Genomic DNA, 18906 nt, shown 5'->3' on the forward strand with positions numbered 1-18906 from the left:
GGCAAGGCGGGTTACGTATTCATTTCGGAAAAATCGGAGATCACTTGCCGAGTCTATGTGATGAAAAAAGGTAGCAATATGGATATTCTTAACCTTTCGCGCAAGTTATACATTGTCTATATTAAAGTTTTGTTGATTGGGGGAATTGACGATGAGAATAGAAGTTTGGTCGGATTTTGGATGTCCCTTTTGTGTGATTGGTAAAAGAAAACTTGAGAATGCTCTTGGCAAGTTTACGATGGGGGATAAAGTAGAAGTTGTATATCGAAGCTTCCAACTTGATCCTAATGCAGAAAACAGAACGATTAGTACCCAGCAACTTGCCCAGGAAAAGGGAATGACTGTCGAGCAATTGAAGGCCAAGCAAGCACAAGTAGCTAATATGATTAAAAAAGAAGCTGGACTCGATGTCAATTATGATCAAGTTATTATTGCAAATACGTTTGATGGTCATCGTTTGGTTCATTTTGCAGCCAAAGTGGGCAAGGGAGCTGAGCTAACAGAACGTCTTATTCGCGCTTACCTTTCGCAACGCATGAATATCGCCGACCACAATGTACTTGTTTCCTTGGGCAGTGAGGCGGGGCTTAATGAACAGGACTTAGCGGAAATGCTTGAATCTGATGCGTATAAAGATTCGGTCAAAGCAGACATCGCCGAGGCTAGAAAGTTGAATATTTCAAGTGCGCCTACCTTCGTGTTTAATAACAAATTCTTAATTTCAGGTGCTCAGTCTGAGGAAGATTTTTTAAATGCTCTGAACTCGATCTGGGATGAAGAAAAGAAATTTCAAGAACTGGAGTTAAAGGGCGAATCAAAAGGTGATAATAGCTGCACCGACGGGGTTTGCAATGTGTAATTTAGTTTGCCAACGTTAAACGTTGTCCGATCCATGAATATGTCTTAAAAGCTGGCTGCTCACAAGAAATTCTTAAAATAAGCCACATTTACCTGCTCTAATGGAGCTCAAGCATTCTTTCGTGCTTGAGCTCATTAGTTGTATAGGAGTCTATAAGAGACCATAATCATTTCGACTCGTCTGCTGACATAATATTGCACTAAGGAGTGCCTTCCAATTATGAAAACCGGCTTTACTATAATAAACCCAAATATAGAAGGTAATTACACTGTTAGTGTTGCAAAGAAAGAAGAAGCAGATGAAATAATGTCCCTTCTACTAGATACAGCCAAATGGCTGCAAAGTAAAGGTTTTCAGTGGGACGAGCTATTGAAAGGACATGATTCTCACAATACTGTAGGTTCAATCCAAAAAGAAGAAGTGTTTGTAAGCGAGCATTACAATGAAATCGTAGGAGTCGTCATACTGAAACGCCAACCTAGTGCTTGGGATTATCAGCTGTGGGGAAGTAAAAAATTCGGGGCTGGGATCTGCTCTTTTGAATTGGTGTGATTCGGGTATAAGCTTTAGGAATAAGAAGGTGATACGCTTAGACTGTATTGCCAGTAATCCTCAACTATTTTCTTTTTACGAGAGTAATCGATACCAATATATAGAAAATGATATTTTACGGGAGATTGAATTGTACCAAGATGTAAAGGACATATGTCCTTAATTAACAGCTGCGTTCACTCCATTGGGTGAACGGGTATTTTATTTTAGGGGGATGATTGATGAGTAGAGGTACTGCCATATACAAAACGCAGATGAATAGACTAAAGGACGGTAGAGGTCATGGATATGGAAAGGAGGATTATAAGCCTTTCATTCAAGCAAGTGACAACAAAGCTCCTCAGAGGGTTACCTTATAAGGTAATTCGGATGGAAGACAGGTAGAGTACACTATACTCTTTCCAAAGAAGAGTGTCTCTATCTATTGGTATTAAGCTGGTCAGATACTGTCGTCGATATTAGAGAGCAATATCCTCTAACTGGGATCGGGGACCGTCTGGACGGAAGGCCCGGCGGAAGTGCAATCTGGAGAAGCGGCCGTTTATCAGGTCTGAGTGCCCAATCTCGGCGTGGAGGCCAAAACGTTCCGTATCACCTCATCCTGGCTTGGTTTAGACGCGAGCGTTGCGTGCCGGCGCGACGAAGCGCTCGGATACGTTCAATTCGGGTGCCGTATTCAAGTGCAGAGCTGCACGAGAGATTGGACAGTGTCGATGCCCGGCTGCCTGCGCTGGAAGGATTGCTGGCGCGGTGCGAGGCGCAGGGCAATAAAATTTTTAGGAATAGTCGAAAGAAAACATGGGATTGTGGTCTAAAAATAGTTGTAGCAGTTTATTAAGGAGAACAAGTTTGTGGTAGTACAAGATGTTCAGAACGTATTTAAATAGCTTTTTGCAGTTATTGCAAAAAACACCAACGAAGGTAATCTGTACTACGGATCAGATCAGACTATTACGATGTACGTAAGCAAGTCAGCATGAGATGTATTCAGGATCAGCTCGAGCAGTTGTATGATGTTAAGCATTACCTACGATGATTCCCCAGTGCTATACCTCCATATAATTAATCTACAATTTTAAAAGTGACGGTTTCTATTATTTATCGTAAGGAATTAAGTGAAATCAGAAAGAGAACCATTGGCTTCTCTTTAAATTAATACCAAATCTTGTTTAATTTCACCGCGACAGTCAGGAAATTTCTAGCTCTTCCTTGCTGTGCAGATGGTTCTCCACACCGTTTCTTATTATTCGCCAACTTTCGAAAGATTTGCTTATACGTCTCCGCTTCAGGATGCTCTATAGTAAAACAAAGGTATCCAACATGCCGCAACTGATCTTGGAGGAGGAGCATCATGAACGTTGAACGCATGAACGAAGTGCATTTGGGAGAGATCAGTACGCTTTGGAACCGGGAGCTTGGGGAAGCCTTTCCGATGAGGCTTAGGCTGCTCAGGCAGAATATTGCCCAAGACCGCAACTGGCTGCGCGAAGGGTCTTGGGTGGCGCTGGAGCCTGGGACGAACCGTGTCATCGGCTTCGTGATCGCGAAGATAGCGCGCGCAGACGCCGTTCGTGCCGGCATACCGCAAGGCCTGGGCTGGCTCCAGGCCCTGCTGGTAGACAGCGCGCACCGAGGGCGGGGCGTCGGGCGCGCGCTGCTGCTGCGCGCCGAAGCTGCGCTGCGGGAGGTCGGCGCGACGCGCATTCAGCTGGGCAATGACTTGCACAGCCGGATCTTTCCGGGCGTTCCCGAGGAGCTCGGGGAGGCGAGGGCTTGGTTTGAGCGGCAGGGCTACGCTTATCAGGACACCGTGCACGACCTGCTGCTCGCGTACGCTGCCGAGGACGCGGTTTCGCTGCCAGCCGCGCCCGGCGCTACGTTCCGCGTGGCCGAACCCGCGGATCGGGACGCGCTGCACGCGTTCATGGCGCGCTGCTTTCCCGGCGCGTGGGCGTACCAGCACCGCGACTACTGGGAGCGCGGGGGCACTGGCCGCGAGCTCGTCGTTCTGGAGCGCGATGGCGCGATCGTCGGCTTCTGCCGCATGAATGACAGCGCCTCGCCGCTGCTCGCGCAGAATATCTACTGGACGCCCCTGTTTGACGAGGAACTGGGCGGCATCGGGCCGCTCGGCATCGACGAAAGCTGCCGGGGTCTGAAATACGGCATCTCCATCGTGCAGGCCGCGATTCATTATTTGCGAGAGCGGGGCGTGCGCCGCATCGTGATCGACACGACGCCGTTTGTCGATTTTTATGGCAAGCTGGGCTACCGGACTTGGAAAAGCTACGCGAAGTACGCCAAGGCGCTGGAGTAACTGCAGTTGGCGTACGGTCGCTCGATGGCAAGCGCCTGAACTTCGAAAAGTCCTTACCTTCGTATATGGAAGGAAGGACTTTTTGTGGTTCATAGCATGCTCCTCAGAACTGGCATGGATTAAGGAGTCCCCCGCCCTCAATGCCGGCTATGCAGCCGCCGGAACTCGCTCGGCGTGATGCCCGTGTGCTTCTTGAACACGCGATTGAATGAAGCGGCGGTAAAGTAGCCGATGAGCGAGGCGATCTCCTGGATTTTCAGGTCGGTGTCGCGCAGCATGTCCATGGCTTTATTCATCCGCACGGTAAAAATATAGTCGGAGAAATTCGTTCCTGTTTTTTCCTTGAAATACGAGGAAAGATACGGCCCGGTGATGCCGAGCTTCGCCGAAATGGCATCAAGCGACAAATCTTCGCCAAAATTCGACTCGACGTATTCCATGACGAACTTGGTCATGACGTCGGTTTCGGATTTTTTGTCCTGAATGGCTTCTCCGGAACGCGCCAGGAACCAGTGGAAGAACGCTTTGTATTGCTCCAATGTGTAGCAAGCCTTGAGATGATCGTAAGGCGAGCCTTTATCCGAGAACGCCTGAATGGAGATGTTCTGAGCGTACATCATTTTAATCGTTTTATTGACGACGTCCTGGGCAAAATCCTGAAACTGCCACGCCGCCGCATCCGCTTTCGCAAGCTGGTCGAGCAGTTTGTCCACGAGCGGGATGGTGACCGAATCCGATCCGGCATGAAGATTGGCGATAAGCTCGCTCTCCTCGGACGGCGCCGGAATCATGAGCGCAGGCTGCGGCTGCCACTCGGTAATGACTTGTACGTCTTCGCCAAGCTTGCGCTGCCGGATGAGCTCCAGCGCATCCTGGTACGCCTCGGCGAAATCGGAGGAGTGCGCGTGGATCGGGCTAGGCGCGATCGTGAAATTGCAGAAGACGCTGTCGGTTTCCAGGATGCGCAGCAGGGCGTCGAAATCGGCGGCGTGCCGGTCTTCGTCTTCTTTTTCAATAAAGAGAATCGATAGAATTTGATCCTTCTCCATTTGGAACGTTAGCGACTCGCTGTACAATTTGGCAAAGTGAACGTCGATCAGCTCGCGATACGTATTGAACGCGCGATGAGGCACGTTGGCAAATTCGGCGAGGGGCTGCGCTTTGAAATCGATTTGAAACAGAATCAGCTTAAACGGCCTGTTCACATCGGCTGAGTTCAGAAGCTGCGCGCCTTTACCGTGAATGTTTTTAAGCCTGGTCATGTAGGCAAATTGCTGTAGCATCGTGTTCTTGGAGTGCAAATCGTTATGAAGCAGATTGAATTCCCTGATCCGGCTCTTGCCCAGCAGCGGCAGACCGACTCTGTAATTCTCGATGGAGAGCAGCAGGCTGGCGAGCGGATTGTGGAAACGTTTTGCAATGAAGGTGGACACCGCCAGCGAAATGAGCAGGGATAAGAAAAGCAGCACGGCCATGATTGCATTGAGATGGCGAAGCTGGTCAGCAAGTCCTTTGTCGGACACGGATTCGATGTACGTAAGTCCGGTTTCGGCACTCGTTTTATAGAAGTAATAGGCGCCCCCGATTCGCTCGTAACCGTCCCCATTCTTCGTCATCAAACTCGGCGGCAGCTCAATCCCGCTCTCCGAGGCAAAGATAAGCTGGCTGCCGTCGAGGATCATCAAATGGCTTTCCACCTGCGGCTGGTAGAACGCATCATAAAGCGCACGGCTCTTCATCAGCACGATAAAGGCAAAATTGTGTTCAAAGGATCCTTTCACGAGAATCGGCATGAGCGTGCCGAGCGACTTGCGTTCAAAGGCCGTTTCGGAAGTGAACGGTGCGGAAGGGTAAATTTTGAAGCTGTCCGTGCCTTCCAGTTCCTTGTTCCAGAAATCGGTGTTATAGGCTGGCTGTACGTAGAACTTGCCGAACATGGTGGCGGCGTCCCGGGTGCCGTCTTTTTCAATGATAAAACCGCTGTCTTTATAGTAGTAGATAATATTGTCCAGATAAAGAAGGGAATTGTTCAGGGCGTGCTGCAGTTCGTACTGTGCTTTGACAACGGTTTCATAATGCGACAGCGGGTTGCCGTTCTTGAGGATCTCCGTATCGGTTCCGAAGAGGTAGCCGACCATGTAGCTGCGAATAAGCCGGATATGTTTCTCGTAATTCGCCACGGTCGTATTCAGATTCATCGCGCTGTTTAAGATAATTTCATCTTTAATGCGATTGCGGAAAAAGGAGTACGACCACGCGTGAATGGAGAGAAGGAGCACAATAATGGAAATGAAGCTGATGAGCAAGGTGTAAAAGAGAGAGACCTGATTCTGGTTTCTTGTCCAAATTCGTGTAATCCACTTCATCGCTGTCATTCCTTCCGAGGTGCTTGTTCTTCTTTTATTAAGTATAGCACGGACAAGCCTAAGCGATTCAATACGCAGAGTTTTAAAAACTTATCCATTCTTAGGACATACGGAAAAAAGTGAATGATCCAAAGTATGCCTAATTGTGAGGGCGGCCTGTCTCCGATACAGTTTGGACATAGCTAGATCACCTAGACTGGAGGCCAAGGCATGACGCGATTCCAAACAAGATGGAATAACAGCAAGTATCTATTAATCTTGTTTTTGCCGGCGCTTATTTATTACGTGATGTTTAAATACGTGCCAATGTTCGGGATTTTAATTTCATTTAAGGACTACAACACATTCAAAGGTGTGTGGGCGAGCGATTGGGTAGGTTTCAAATACTACTCGTTGTTCTTTCATAGTCCTGATTTTCTCAAATTGTTAAAAAACACCGTGCTGCTCGGGCTGTACAAAGTGGTTTTCGGTTTCCCAGCACCGATCATACTGGCGCTTCTCTTAAATGAAGTTCGTCAGGCGGTGCTCAAGCGGTTCGTGCAAACGATTTCTTATTTGCCGCATTTTATCTCGAACGTCGTGGTCGTGAGCATGATGTTCCTTTTCCTCTCTCCGACGAACGGGGTCATCAACAAGGTGATCAAGCTGTTCGGACACGATGCCATAAATTTTATGCAAAATGAACACTATTTCCGTGCGATCTACATTCTTTCGGAAATTTGGCAGCATGTCGGTTGGGAAACGATCATTTATTTGGCGGCGCTGAGTGCCATCGACCCGCAGCTCTATGAAGCCGCACGCGTCGACGGGGCCAGCCGCAAGCACCAGTTGCTGCACATTACGCTGCCGGGCATTATGCCGGCGATCATTATTCTCTTTATTTTGAACATTGGACATGTGCTGGATATTGGTTTCGAGAAGGTGCTGCTGATGCAGAATCCGTCCATCTACGCAACCGCCGACGTGCTCTCGACTTACGTGTACCGTACCGGGATTCAGTCTATGAATTTCAGCTACGGCACGACAATCGACTTGTTTACGAGCGTGATTAATTTGATCTTTATTTTAACGGCAAACTGGATTAGCCGAAAGACGAGCGAGACGAGCTTGTGGTAGACAGGGAGGAGGCTTTGCTTTGAAACCTAAATTTGGACTTTTTGACGTTGTTCTGTATATGACTTTGCTCGGTGTGGTACTTTCCGCACTTTATCCGTTCATTTATATGATAGCGGTGTCGTTCAGCGGTGTCGTTCCGGTTTTGAAAGGACAGGTGTGGCTGTGGCCCAAGGAGTTTAATCTAGCCACGTATGCGTCGGTGTTCGAGAAACCGGAAATCGGACGCGCCTATGTGAACACGATTCTGTATACCGTGCTTGGCACAATCCTTTCCCTGGTGGTGACGGGGGCTGGCGCTTATGCGCTTTCCAAGAAGCATTTGCTGTTCCAGAAAGGCTTTATGATCATGATTATCATTACGCTGTTCTTCAGCGGGGGCATGATTCCGACGTTCCTCGTTGTGCGCAGCTACCATCTCATTGATACGATCTGGGCCATGATTCTGCCGACGGCGGTGTCCTCGTGGAACCTGATTGTTATGCGCACCTTCTTCTCGGGCATACCGCAGGAAGTGGAGGAGTCAGGCAAAATGGATGGGCTGACGGACATCGGCATTTTCTTCCGGCTGGTGCTTCCGCTGTCTAAGGCGATTCTCGCTACGATTGGGTTGTTCTACGGCGTTGCGATCTGGAACAACTTCTTCTCCGCGCTCCTGTATTTACGGGATGCCGACTTATTCCCGCTTCAGGTCATCGTACGCAACATGGTGCTGCAAGGACAAGGCACGGGTGCCGGCAACATCGGCGGCGATACGCTGATTATCGATGAAGCGATTAAATATGCAGCCATCATTATTACCACCGTTCCCATCCTGCTGGTCTATCCGTTCCTGCAAAAGTATTTTGCCAAGGGTGCGTTAATCGGGTCGATCAAAGGTTAACATAAAGTTGGGGAAGCAAGGAAAAGGGCAAGAAGCAAGCGAATTTAAGACAATTAGGGAGAGTGGGGCAAGTATGAAGAAAAAGTCAGCCGTGATGTTAGCAGCCATGGTGAGCATGAGCCTGATCGTAAGCGCGTGTTCCAAAGAAACAAGCGATGTCAAGTCCTCCGGGGCGCCAACAGCATCAGCTTCAGCATCATCCGCACCGAAAGAAATGACGTTCAAATTCCTCGATTACAGCAATCCCAGCTGGCCGTACGATGCGAACTGGAAAGTGTGGTCGTACATTAAAGAGAAAACCGGCGTGAAGCTCGACGTTCAGCTGCCTCCAGGCAACTTGCTGGAAGATGCGCTTAGCATGACGGTCGCTTCCGGCGATATGCCGGACTTGATGTGGACGCAGACGAAAGCGATTGCCGATAAATTCGGTCAACAGGGCGCGCTTGTTAATATTCTGGACTACGTTAACGACATGCCGAACTTGAAGGCGTGGATGGCGAAATACCCGACAGAAGCGCAAAACGTGCTTTCCTCCGATGGTAAAATGTATGTGTTCCCGAACGAAGGGTTAGGCGAATCCAACCGCCGTACATGGATGTACCGGGAAGACGTCTTCAAGAAGCTCGGCCTGCAAACGCCGAATACATGGGATGAGCTGTACGACGTGCTTAAGAAGCTGAAAGCCCAATATCCGGACAGCTACCCACTCACATTCCGCAACGGCCTGCGCTACTTGTTCGACTTTGGCGCAAGTTTCAACGTGCCGGCTGAGGTGGAGAAGCGCAAAGCGAGCGTGTACTTCGATAAAGCGTCGAACCAATGGAAATATGCGCCGATTCAAGACGAATACAAAACAATGCTGACTTATCTTAACAAGTTCTACAAAGACAATCTGATTCCGAAAGACTTCCTGACCCTTGATACGAAAATGTGGCAAGATATCGTGTCCACGAACCGCGCTTTCATTACGCTGGATTACATCGGCCGCATCGACTTCTACAACAGTGCGCTGCGCAAAGACAATCCGCAGTTCACGATGAACTTCATGGCGCCGCCTGCAGGACTGCCGGGTGTAAGGAAGAATGCTTATACATCGTTCACCGAAGAAGGCTTCATGGTTTCCTCGAAGTCGAAGAAAATTAAAGATGTCATGAAATTCATGGATTTCTTCTATTCGGAAGAAGGCAAGAAGCTTGTTTCCTGGGGTAAAGAAGGCGAAACGGCTAAGGGCAACGCCTTTATCGACAAATACACCGACATCGCCGATATGAGAAAGAAAACGGGGCTGTCCACAGACGGAACATACGCGTGGTTTGACTTCAACGCGCACATCTCGGTGTCCTCGCCAGAGTTGCAAAGCGCGTACAAAGAAGCGCCGAAATATGACGGCAACAAGAACGTCTCGCTGGCGTTCACGCTGGATGAGCAACAAGTGCTTAGCACGAAAGGCGATGCCCTGAACAATAACCGCGATGAGAATTTCTCGAAATTCATCATGGGCACACGCAGCTTCAGCGAGTGGGATAAATTTATCGATGAGCAGAAGAAGCTGGGCTATGAGGAAATCGTGAACATTTACAAAAAAGCGTACGATCGTGCGCAAGCCGCTGTGAAAAAATAGGTAATTTCATCTATCTCAAAGCCCCGTTGGAATAGCGGGGCTTCTATCTTACCTCTAGAAAGGAAGAATCGTGATGACGTTTCACCGATGGAAGACCAAATTGTCCGGCATTCTCGTCTCGCTGCTGCTCGTCAGCTTGCTTCTAGCGCTCTTCCCTCAGCCGATTGCTCAGGCGGCCGTGCAGTCTTTTCCGATTTCACTGCAACTGAACAATATGGATTCGGCGACGAATTCGACCGGCGATACGGTCGGAACGGCAGGCGTGGCCGTCGTGGCAAACACGTATGGCGATTATGTGAAGGAAGGCACAGGCTCGAAGAAGTGGCTACTCACTTTCAATGATGGCACGACGGATATTGCAGGTTCGGCGCTCATCTACCCGAAGCTCGCGCCGAACGTCGATTTGAACGGCTACTCCACACTCAAAGTGTGGGCGTATTCCGTGAAGGCCAGAACCGGTGATCAGGCAGATAAGCCGATCCAGATTCGCTTTTTTATGAAAGGCGATTCCCAATACTACTATTACCGCTTGCCGCTCGACTGGACGGGTTGGAAAGAGATTGAAGTGCCGCTTAGCGTCGTGCAAAACCAGAAGAGCAGTTCCTCGGTAAAAACATGGGGGTCGCTCGATTATATCCGGTTTGACCAAGCGGGCGTTGCGGGCACGACACTTGATCTTGGCTTGCAGATTTATTTGGATGATCTGCGGCTGACGAACAATGCGGAGGTGCATCCGGTGACGGTCGACAAGCCGTCAGGCGAATATGTCAACAAAGTAACGGTCAGTTTGTCTTCGCTGACGAAGCCGTCCGTGCTTGCGAAGCTGTACTATAAGCGAGTAGGCGTAGACAGCACGTTCCAGCTGTATACTGGGCCGCTCACGTTGACATCGGCTACCACCTTGGTGACAAAGTCGTCGCTGAACAACGTAGATAGCGAGGAAACGACGTATCAGTACATGTTTGTCTATCGGGATTACGTGGAAAATGTAACCGCTTCCCCGCCGGCGGGCACCTATGCGGAAGCGAAAACGGTAGCGCTGGCCAGCCAAACGGTAGGCGCAGCGGTGTACTACAAAATTGCGGGTGTCGACAGCGCGTATAAGCTGTACGCGACGCCTCTTCTCGTCGATCATTCGCAGACGATTGTGACGAAGGCTGAGGAGGGCGGGAAGGTCAGCGAAGAGGTCAGCCATGCGTATACGATCGATCTGTCCGGCAGCAGTTCTACGCCGATTGGCGATACGGAAACATTCGCGGGTTGGACGAATACGACGCCGGTGACCGTTCCGGCTGTGCTTGGTTCAAAGGCGGGGCGTTGGACAGATCCTACGACGGCAATTAATATTACGGGCATTACGGCGCCATGGAAGCAGAACGATCAGATCGAATTCTGGCTGTATTCGGGCAAGGCGTCGGGGAAAAAGATTTATTTTATCCTAGAGTGCAATATTCCGGATCCCGGCTTCGATTACTTCATGTCCTCCTTCTACGTAGATTGGGTCGGCTGGAAGAAAATTGAGATTCCGTTCAATAAAATGCTGAATTCCACGGGGCTGGCAAACCTCGACAACTTCCACCAGATCATTATCCATCCGCACTGGTATGATTCCGACCCGGTACCGGATCCGACGGATGAGCTAATCTTTGACAACTTTGCACTGGCCAAAAATGCGGTGGAGCCTTCCATCAAGCAAATCGATAAAAGCGCATTGCCGGGCAGCACGGTGCACTATACATTCTCGCTGAAAAATATCAGCGAGGTCTCGACGGCGTACGGCATCTCGCCTAAAACGGCGTTTGGTGCAGGCTATACTGTGAACGTTGCTTCCACGACGCCGGTTGTCGCGAAAGGTGCGGAGACGGACGTCGATGTTGAAGTGCAGGTACCGGCGACGGCGCAGGTCGGGGATACGCTGAAAGCGAGTTATACGGTCACACCGCTGCAGGGCGGCAAAGCCGTGACGATGGAGTTAGGGCTGAAAGTTGGCGCGCCAAGGGTGGCCGCTAAGCAGCATCCGTATATCATGGCGTCGAAGACACAGTTGGATGAAGCTAAGGCGAAGATCGCAAGCTTAGACTGGGCGCAGGATTATCTGGCTGCGCTTAAAATGAAGGCGGACAGCTGGCTGGACAAAACGGTGTACTACCCGTCGAAGCCGGCAGGCGAAAGCACGCTCTACGTGTGCGGAGATACACCGCTTGTATTTGACTACGACAAGCCGTTCGAGCATCTGTGCCCGAAGGACAATACGTGGGTGAAGGGCGATGCGGTAGATGCTGCGTGGCGGTTTACCGCCCATACGGTCAACATCGAGGCGATTCGCAATCTCGCCATTACGTATGCGCTGAGCGGAGATACGCGCTATGCCGTAAAAGCGAAAGACATGCTCGTTCACTATGCGGAGCTGTACCCAAGTTATTCCTTGCAGGCGCTGAACGGCAGGCTGTACTATCAATCGCTGGACGAAGCGGTGCAGATGATCGAGCTTGTGCAGGCATACGATTTGCTGGAGCCGAGCGGTCTGTTCAGCGCAGCGGAGAAGTACAATGTCGAGCAGAATTTATTCGCTCCTTCCGCAAAGACTCTGCAAGGATACGATGTCGGTAAATCCAATTGGCAAACTTGGCATAATGCCGCCATTGGCGCGATTGGCGCCGCTTTGGAAGACCGGACTCTGATGGACTTCTCTGTCTCGGGCCGAAGCGGGTTCAACTTCCAGATGGCAAACAGCGTATTGTCCGACGGGTTCTGGTACGAAGGGGCCATCGGCTACCACTTCTATGCGCAGTCGGCACTCCTTTTCCACGCGCAGGCGTTGAAGAATATGGGCTATGATTTGTTTACAAATCCGAATTTTAAAAAGACGTTCGATGTGACCTTGCAGTACGCGTTCCCGGATCTCGGCATCATCAACAGCAATGATTCCGGCAAGTATCCGACCAGCTTGGCGGCGCCGGGGCGAGTTGTGCCGATGGATTACGAAGGCGTCTATGCAGAGTATAACGACCCGACGTATGGGGCGCTGCTCAACAAGCTGTATAACGATAAGGGACGGGTACGCGGTGGTTTCGTCGTCCCTGGCAATACAAGTTCGGGCATTGCCGGGGAACAGGCGGTTTTCTACGGCAAATCGGTCATTCCTGCGGGCGGTACGCTGACCTCGGTGAGCAATAATTTCACAGGTCTCGGTCATTCGGTTCTTAGAGCCGGTACAGGCGATGACCAATTGTATACGCTTATTGATTACGGTCTGCATGGCGGCTATCACGGGCACCCGGACTTGCTGCATCTGGAGATTTTCGGTAAAGGCGAGCGGCTGGCGCCGGATCTCGGCATTCCGCCTTACAGCAATTCAATGTACACTACGTATTATAAAAAGACGTTCTCCCACAACACCGTAGCGGTGGACGGCGACACGCAGGCCATACCGATGGTGAACAATGTGGAAGTATATGAGCCGACGAAGCTGTTCCTGCAAGCGGGGCCGCTTGGTATAATGACCAACTCTGCGAAAAAAGCGTACGAGGGGCTCGATCGCTACGAGCGGACAGTTGCGGTGACGAAGGATTATGTCATCGATCTGTTCTTACTCGATTCGGCAATCAAGCATAATTATGATTGGATTTTGCACGGGATGGGCGATTTTACGCCGAAAACGGCGATGGAGCCGCTCTCCGAGCCGTTAAGTACGAAGGATGCGTATCCGTCCTTCCGCAATGGCAAGTCGGTCAGCTTGACCGGCAGTTGGGAAGGCGCCTGGAAGACGGCAAGCGGCAACGGGCTCAAGCTGTTCAGCTTGACGAGCTCGCCGGAGGCTGCTTCCACCATGATCGTCGGCGAAGCGCCAGGGCCGGGCAACGACACCAGCGTGTTTACGCCGACTGTGGTGAATCGCGTCTACGGCCAGAGCGCGCAGTTCGTCAGCTTGCTGGAGCCGTACAGCGGCACAAGCCAGATCGAGAGCGTGCGCAAAACCGACGCTTCCCACGTGGAAGTGAAGCTGAAGGATGGCCGCAAGCAGCTGTTCTATTATAACAGCGGGGCGGAAGCTGCCGGCGTGCTGCAGTACTACTTCGTCGACGGCAAACAATACGCATCTGACGGTGTTGCGGTAACGTCGAGCCTGAACGCCGGGGAGCTCAATTTGACGGCAGGACTGACGGACGTCGACAGCTTGACAGCAGTTGCTTATGCGCCGGCGGTGACGAAAGTGCTGCTCAATGGCACGGAAGTGTCGTTTACGACGGATAACGGCTTTGTGATGGTGAGCGTGAGCAAGGGAACAGATCCAACTGATCCAACTGATCCAACTGATCCGGTAGGGCCAATTGGGCCGACAAATCCGACCACCCCTGGCGGTTCAACGGATCCTGGCACGACGGATCCAGGTACGACCTCGCCGTCTGCCCAACAGACTAACGCGGGTCATACAGAGAAGCAGGTGACAGCGGGCGAAAGCGGTCAGCTCACATTGACGAAGGAAATCGTTGTACAGATTCCTGCCGGCGCTATGGCGCAAGCGACGAAGTATGTCGTTGAAAAACTGTCCAACCCTGCAGTCGTGGAGAGGCTGCTACAAGGCGGGGCTGAGGCGGTAAGCCCGATTTTTGAAATTACGAAAGATCAAGCCGGGCAGTTTACTGTTCCGATCAAGCTGGTGTTTACGTTCGACCCTTCCAAAGTGAAGAAGGGGCAAATGCCTTCCGTTCACTATTACGATGAAGCAAAAAAAGTCTGGGTGGAAATGGGCGGCACGGTTCATGGCGATACCATTGAGGTTACGTCCAACCATTTGACGAAATTTGCTGTGCTGAACGTAGAAGCGAAGGCAGAGCAGCCAGTGTTGTCCGACATTACCAATTACTGGGCAGCGGCGGATATTCAGGCAGCGGTGAAAGCCGGCATCGTACACGGTTACGAGGACGGCAGCTTTAAGCCGAACCAGACGGTCTCCCGTGCGGAGTTCATCGTGATGCTGATGAATGCGCTGCATCCGGGTGTGTCGCCGGCGCAGCCGACGGCCTACACGGATCAGGCCGGCATCGGCCCGTGGGCGCAGCCGGCGATTGCACTTGCCGCCCAGCTCAAGCTGGTGAGCGGCTACGAAGACGGCAGCTTCCGCCCGGACACAGAGCTGACGAGAGCGCAGCTGGCCGTGATGCTGGCCGGCGCGCTGGGCGCTTCGGCGAAGGATGGGGCGCAGCCGAGTTTCGCGGACAACGCCGACATTCCGGCGTGGGCGCTTGCAAGCGCAGCCGTAGTGCAAGAGAAAGGCCTCATGCAGGGCTATGAGGGGGAACGCTTTGCCCCAGGCAAGACGGCGACGCGCGCCGAAGCGGTTGTGGTGATTAACCGCTTGCTGCGGCAAAAGCAGTAAGCGTAAGCAAGAAGGTACAGCAAGCCTCGCAGCCGGGGCGCTGTACCTTCTTTTTGGTTGCAGGCGGGGGAAGAAATCCGCTTGCTCTATACAAGGGGAGGAGTGCGAAGAGAGAGAAGGAGGCGATGGGTAGAAAGCTTTCCGCCAATGGTGGAAAACCATTCGCTCTTCAGGAATCCTAGCTGATGATGAGCGGTGGAAATAGTTGTTATTTTTTAATTCATAAGCAGGGGGAACATGTATATGGAAAACAATGATTCAGAGATCCGAAAGGCTATAGAAGCAATACGAGAGGAAATGACCCTTGCGGTATTGGCGTATGGTTTGGAATCTACAATCGTGTTGAGGAAGTCAAAAGAGCTCGACGATTTATTGAATCGCTTTGAGAGGTTGAAGAGTGAGGGGAAGGCGAAGAGAGAGAAGGAGGCGATGGGTAGATCCAAGGGAGGAGTGCGAAAGTGGAAGAACGAAGGCGACGGTAGGGCGATGGTTTAGGACGAAACGCGAAGACGAAGCGACGGCGACGGAGAGAAAGAAGAGGAAGGTTTGGAAGGAAACGCACACCATCGGTACTCAACCACCTAAAGCCGGCTCCTAAGAGCCGGCCCATCGACCGCATACTTTGAGCGCCGCCGACATATGTCGGCGACGCAACACTTCCCGTGATTCTCGTGCGTTGCGACATGCCGCCTAGCGACAGCCGCTAGTAGATCTTCGTTATTTTCCACCAGTTAATATCGAACCCGCCAATGGGTGCGTAAAGGCCGAACTGATAGGTGCCTGCGGAAATCTGCACCTCATGAGAGACGGTTCGATAAGTGGAGAAGCTGCCGGTATTCGGAATGTTGATTTCTCCCAAGACCGTGGCGCCGCCATTCAAATCGAGCGAAAGCTTGCCGCCATTATTCGGTGTCGCGATCCGATACTCGACTAAATATCGACCGGAGGATGGAATGTTGACATTGGTGAAGGCGATCCAGTCCTGGTTGTCGATGCCGCCGACGTTTTGCCCGCCGCCGGTATCCAGTGTCGGCTCGGTCATGACGCCGCTCATAGCATTATAGCTCTCCGCCTGGAAGGTGCTGGTGAAGCAGCCGCCGGGGCTCAATTCGCAGATGTCACTCTTGTTGGTGGACACTTTAAGATCGTCATACCAGATGTAGGAGTCGTTCTGTGGCGCGAAGGAGGAAGTGTTGCCGCCGAAGAAGGAAGAGAAGTAGGCTGTGTCGACCAAATCGCTGTTGCGAACGAAGCGTAAGCCGGTAATGTTGGCGGCGGAGACGCCGTTGTACCAAATTTGAATTTCGCCGTCAGGATTCGCATTTCCGGCAGTTACTGTATTCACCTTCAGACGCTGCACGATATTGATCCAGGTACCTCTCGGATAATAAATGTCGTTTCCGTTGTTTTTCAACACGGCATAAGAGCCGTAATTGCCGGGGTTGTCGGCGCTGCCCATGTGATAATAGTAGATCGCGGCTTGGCCGCCTGCGCGCCAGATCATCCGGGAGCTGAAGCCGTTATAGCCCGTGCATACATCACCGCCTGAGCAATAGCCGCCGCCGGCGAGGCCCAGCCCTAATTTGCCTGCATGATCGGTCGTCCCCCAACTGAAATCGCTGCTGAATCGAACCCAGTACGATAAGTAATATTCCTGCCCCGGCGTCAGGGCAAAAGGAGCTTGCGCACCGGAGTTTTGAGGATCGATTTGCCCAGCGGGATAAAAGACGCGAAGCGACTGGCCCCCTGAGTGATTGAAGTTGTAGCCGTCTATCCACGTTCTTGTGCTCATCCCGAGATCCCACGGCGCACTCCAGCCGTCAGTGCCCCATTGTGTCAGTGTGTAAGCGCTTCCTCTTGCAGGCCGCTCAAACGTATTGTACTTCGGCGCCGCCATCGCATTGACGGACCCCATCAGAATAAACAGGACAAGCGCGAGCAGAAAAACTTTGGCTTTCATAACATTCCTCCTAGTCGTTATTGTGTCCAATGGGCAATTCCTGCGAGCCGTTCTCATTGACATTCACTTTCTTGACCTGCAAGTCGATGCTTTCTCCTCCTTTCTTCTACGCTAAGCAAAAACACCAAGAAAACGGAAGGCCGCTGGGTCTTGGTGTTTGCTTATTTCTATTGTATCTATGGAGCCGTACGCCCACTAGCATCCGATATTTGGAAAGGCAGCCGTTTTCATGGCGAGGGCACGAAACGAGCTTAGCATCTTTTAAGATTCTTGCCGGTTTCGCTTATTTTTTCCACGGCGGATCGCCGTATTTGTGCAGGATTTCATTGATCTTATTGACGGAGTAGGGGATGACAAAAGCAAGCACCGTGCACAGAAACACTTTCCAAGACGGCAGCAGTTGTACAAAAGCATGAAGCATGGCGCGCATCACTCGCTTCTATTAATATCTCCGATTCGGCGAATTGCAACCTGGGCATGCATTTCAATATCCACGCTCGAGAACAGGTGGTCGCCGTCGTTCCAGTCGTCTTGCATGCTTTGCCAAAGCCTGTAGTGATTGTTGTTCAAATACTCACCTAAGCCGATGACAGCTTTTTTATACTTCTTCTGCAAGACGCTGACGGTGTTCAGGCTGACCTGCCCAATCCGCTTCTCAACCTCTTTTTCAATAAGATCCACGTTCTTCGAATCGGAGAAGATCGAGCTGATGCGAGGATTTGTTAATGCTGCCCTCCGCCTTAATGGAAATGACCAGCTTGTGGAGCTCATTTCCGGCAATGATTGCGCTGAATTTGCTTTGCTCGTTGTCAAAGGAGAAACTGACAAGATGCCCGTCCACTTTGGTTTCAAGATCCCCTCCCTGGACATATGTAAATCCGGGCAACATTGAAAAGATATTGAGACATTTTGTTTACAAGTTAGACGGCGCTTATTGACATGTGTCCTCTATACTCGAAAGAGACATATCAAGGGATGAAATATACGATCCAAAAAATTTAGTTGTCCGATATGTTCAGGACAGACACGCTACCCTCTGCTCGTGGATCGTGTAAACCGCAAAGCCCATTACGATTTTGATTTCTTCGTTCACATGCTGGAGCAGATAAAGACGATGGAAGAAGATCGAGGTGCAAGATTTTGAACTCCAAGACGAATTTTGATTGCTTGAAATACAGGGTCGAGACCGAAGAGCCGAAAACGCTGCTGGAGGATTTGATGAACGCCTACGGCAAGGAAGTTTGGAATTACGTCTTCAGCATAACCCGCAAAAGGGACATTGCGGACGACATCACCCAAGAAGTGTTCATCAAGGTGTACCTCCATCTCGATTCGTTACGGAGGGGGGCCTCCTTTAAGACCTGGCTGTTCACCATCACACGCAACACGACTATCGATTTTCAGCGTTCAACTTTCTTACGGAAGGTCACGCTGTTCGACTGGCTGGAGGAGCGGGGCGGGGAGAGATCGGTCGAACAGGAAGCGCTGGAAAAATGGGCCTTGAATGACATGTGGGCCATGGTCTTCAAGCTGCCGGCGAAATATCGGGAAGCCATCATCCTGTTCGCTCATCATCAACTTTCGATGAAAGAAATGGCCGACGTGCTCGGTGTCACCGAGGTAGCCGTGAAATCACGGTTGTTCCGTGCCCGCCAGAAACTTGCGAAAATGAAAGTGATAAGCAATTATGGCTCCGTTTGAGAATTCAATACGTCCAAGGAACATACGAACCAGTCGGCACTGGATAACTCTCAGGCATTGCAATCATAAAGAAAACAAGAAGTGATACACCTTTTATGTTTTAATTCCGGATATTTTGGCTCTTATGCAATCGCTCAAAAGTTCTGCTAGCTGA

The 18906-nt window shown here is 51.0% G+C and carries 15 protein-coding genes; 11 read left to right on the top strand and 4 right to left on the bottom strand.

Translation table 11 applies throughout. The annotated features are described in order from the left end of the window. The 5 genes from GC102_RS39130 to GC102_RS22630 all read left to right on the top strand — a co-directional run. On the top strand, positions 1-204 hold a 204-nt coding region (locus GC102_RS39130; protein WP_216628132.1), incomplete at its 5' end, for a hypothetical protein. Next, positions 152-859: a DsbA family oxidoreductase gene (locus GC102_RS22615; RefSeq protein ID WP_171691503.1), complete on the top strand. Its 708-nt coding sequence runs from the start codon at positions 152-154 to the stop codon at positions 857-859. The genes GC102_RS39130 and GC102_RS22615, both read left to right, overlap by 53 nt. A gap of 219 nt (positions 860-1078) precedes the next feature. Beyond that, a complete protein-coding gene (locus tag GC102_RS22620; protein ID WP_171691504.1) occupies positions 1079-1411 on the top strand; it encodes a hypothetical protein in 333 nt (110 codons plus the stop codon). 221 nt (positions 1412-1632) lie between these two features. Continuing rightward, complete coding sequence (locus GC102_RS22625) at positions 1633-1770, top strand: hypothetical protein (protein WP_171691505.1); 138 nt, start codon at positions 1633-1635, stop codon at positions 1768-1770. 992 nt (positions 1771-2762) lie between these two features. Continuing rightward, the gene (locus GC102_RS22630) at positions 2763-3728 is read left to right on the top strand and encodes a GNAT family N-acetyltransferase (RefSeq protein ID WP_171691506.1); all 966 of its coding nucleotides are present in this window, start codon (positions 2763-2765) and stop codon (positions 3726-3728) included. A 137-nt stretch (positions 3729-3865) separates the two neighbouring features. Here the strand turns inward: GC102_RS22630 and GC102_RS22635 are convergent, their stop codons facing one another. Beyond that, positions 3866-6094: a helix-turn-helix transcriptional regulator gene (locus GC102_RS22635; RefSeq protein WP_171691507.1), complete on the bottom strand. Its 2229-nt coding sequence runs from the start codon at positions 6092-6094 to the stop codon at positions 3866-3868. A gap of 210 nt (positions 6095-6304) precedes the next feature. Between GC102_RS22635 and GC102_RS22640 the strand changes: the two genes are divergently transcribed. From GC102_RS22640 to GC102_RS22660, 5 genes are all read left to right on the top strand, one after another. Further along, on the top strand, positions 6305-7210 hold the full coding sequence (locus GC102_RS22640; protein ID WP_171691508.1) for an ABC transporter permease: 906 nt from the start codon (positions 6305-6307) through the stop codon (positions 7208-7210). Between the two features lie 19 nt (positions 7211-7229). Further along, the gene (locus GC102_RS22645) at positions 7230-8090 is read left to right on the top strand and encodes a carbohydrate ABC transporter permease (RefSeq protein WP_246321068.1); all 861 of its coding nucleotides are present in this window, start codon (positions 7230-7232) and stop codon (positions 8088-8090) included. Between the two features lie 73 nt (positions 8091-8163). Next, positions 8164-9711: an extracellular solute-binding protein gene (locus GC102_RS22650; RefSeq protein WP_171691509.1), complete on the top strand. Its 1548-nt coding sequence runs from the start codon at positions 8164-8166 to the stop codon at positions 9709-9711. Positions 9712-9784: 73 nt separating this feature from the next. Further along, on the top strand, positions 9785-15091 hold the full coding sequence (locus GC102_RS40120) for an S-layer homology domain-containing protein (protein WP_171691510.1): 5307 nt from the start codon (positions 9785-9787) through the stop codon (positions 15089-15091). Between the two features lie 243 nt (positions 15092-15334). Next, positions 15335-15586, top strand: a complete 252-nt coding sequence (locus GC102_RS22660) for an aspartyl-phosphate phosphatase Spo0E family protein (protein ID WP_171691511.1) — start codon at positions 15335-15337, stop codon at positions 15584-15586. Between the two features lie 208 nt (positions 15587-15794). Here GC102_RS22660 and GC102_RS39135 read toward each other — a convergent pair whose 3' ends face one another. The 3 genes from GC102_RS39135 to GC102_RS22680 form a co-directional block, all read right to left on the bottom strand. After that, positions 15795-17051 carry a carbohydrate-binding protein gene (locus GC102_RS39135; protein ID WP_216628133.1) on the bottom strand — a complete coding sequence of 419 codons (1257 nt, stop codon included), beginning with the start codon at positions 17049-17051 and terminating at the stop codon, positions 15795-15797. Between the two features lie 283 nt (positions 17052-17334). After that, entirely contained in the window at positions 17335-17481 is a 147-nt protein-coding gene (locus GC102_RS22675) for a hypothetical protein (protein ID WP_171691502.1), read from the bottom strand. Then, complete coding sequence (locus tag GC102_RS22680) at positions 17481-17903, bottom strand: Ger(x)C family spore germination C-terminal domain-containing protein (protein WP_171691512.1); 423 nt, start codon at positions 17901-17903, stop codon at positions 17481-17483. Before GC102_RS22680 ends, GC102_RS22675 begins: the two co-directional genes overlap by 1 nt. Positions 17904-18191: 288 nt before the next feature. On the opposite strand from GC102_RS22680, the gene GC102_RS22685 reads away from it, so the two are divergent. Then, the gene (locus GC102_RS22685) at positions 18192-18752 is read left to right on the top strand and encodes an RNA polymerase sigma factor (protein WP_246321069.1); all 561 of its coding nucleotides are present in this window, start codon (positions 18192-18194) and stop codon (positions 18750-18752) included. Positions 18753-18906 lie beyond the last annotated feature (154 nt).

It is taken from the genome of Paenibacillus germinis (assembly GCF_013141785.1).
GTDB lineage: Bacteria > Bacillota > Bacilli > Paenibacillales > NBRC-103111 > Paenibacillus_E > Paenibacillus_E phytorum.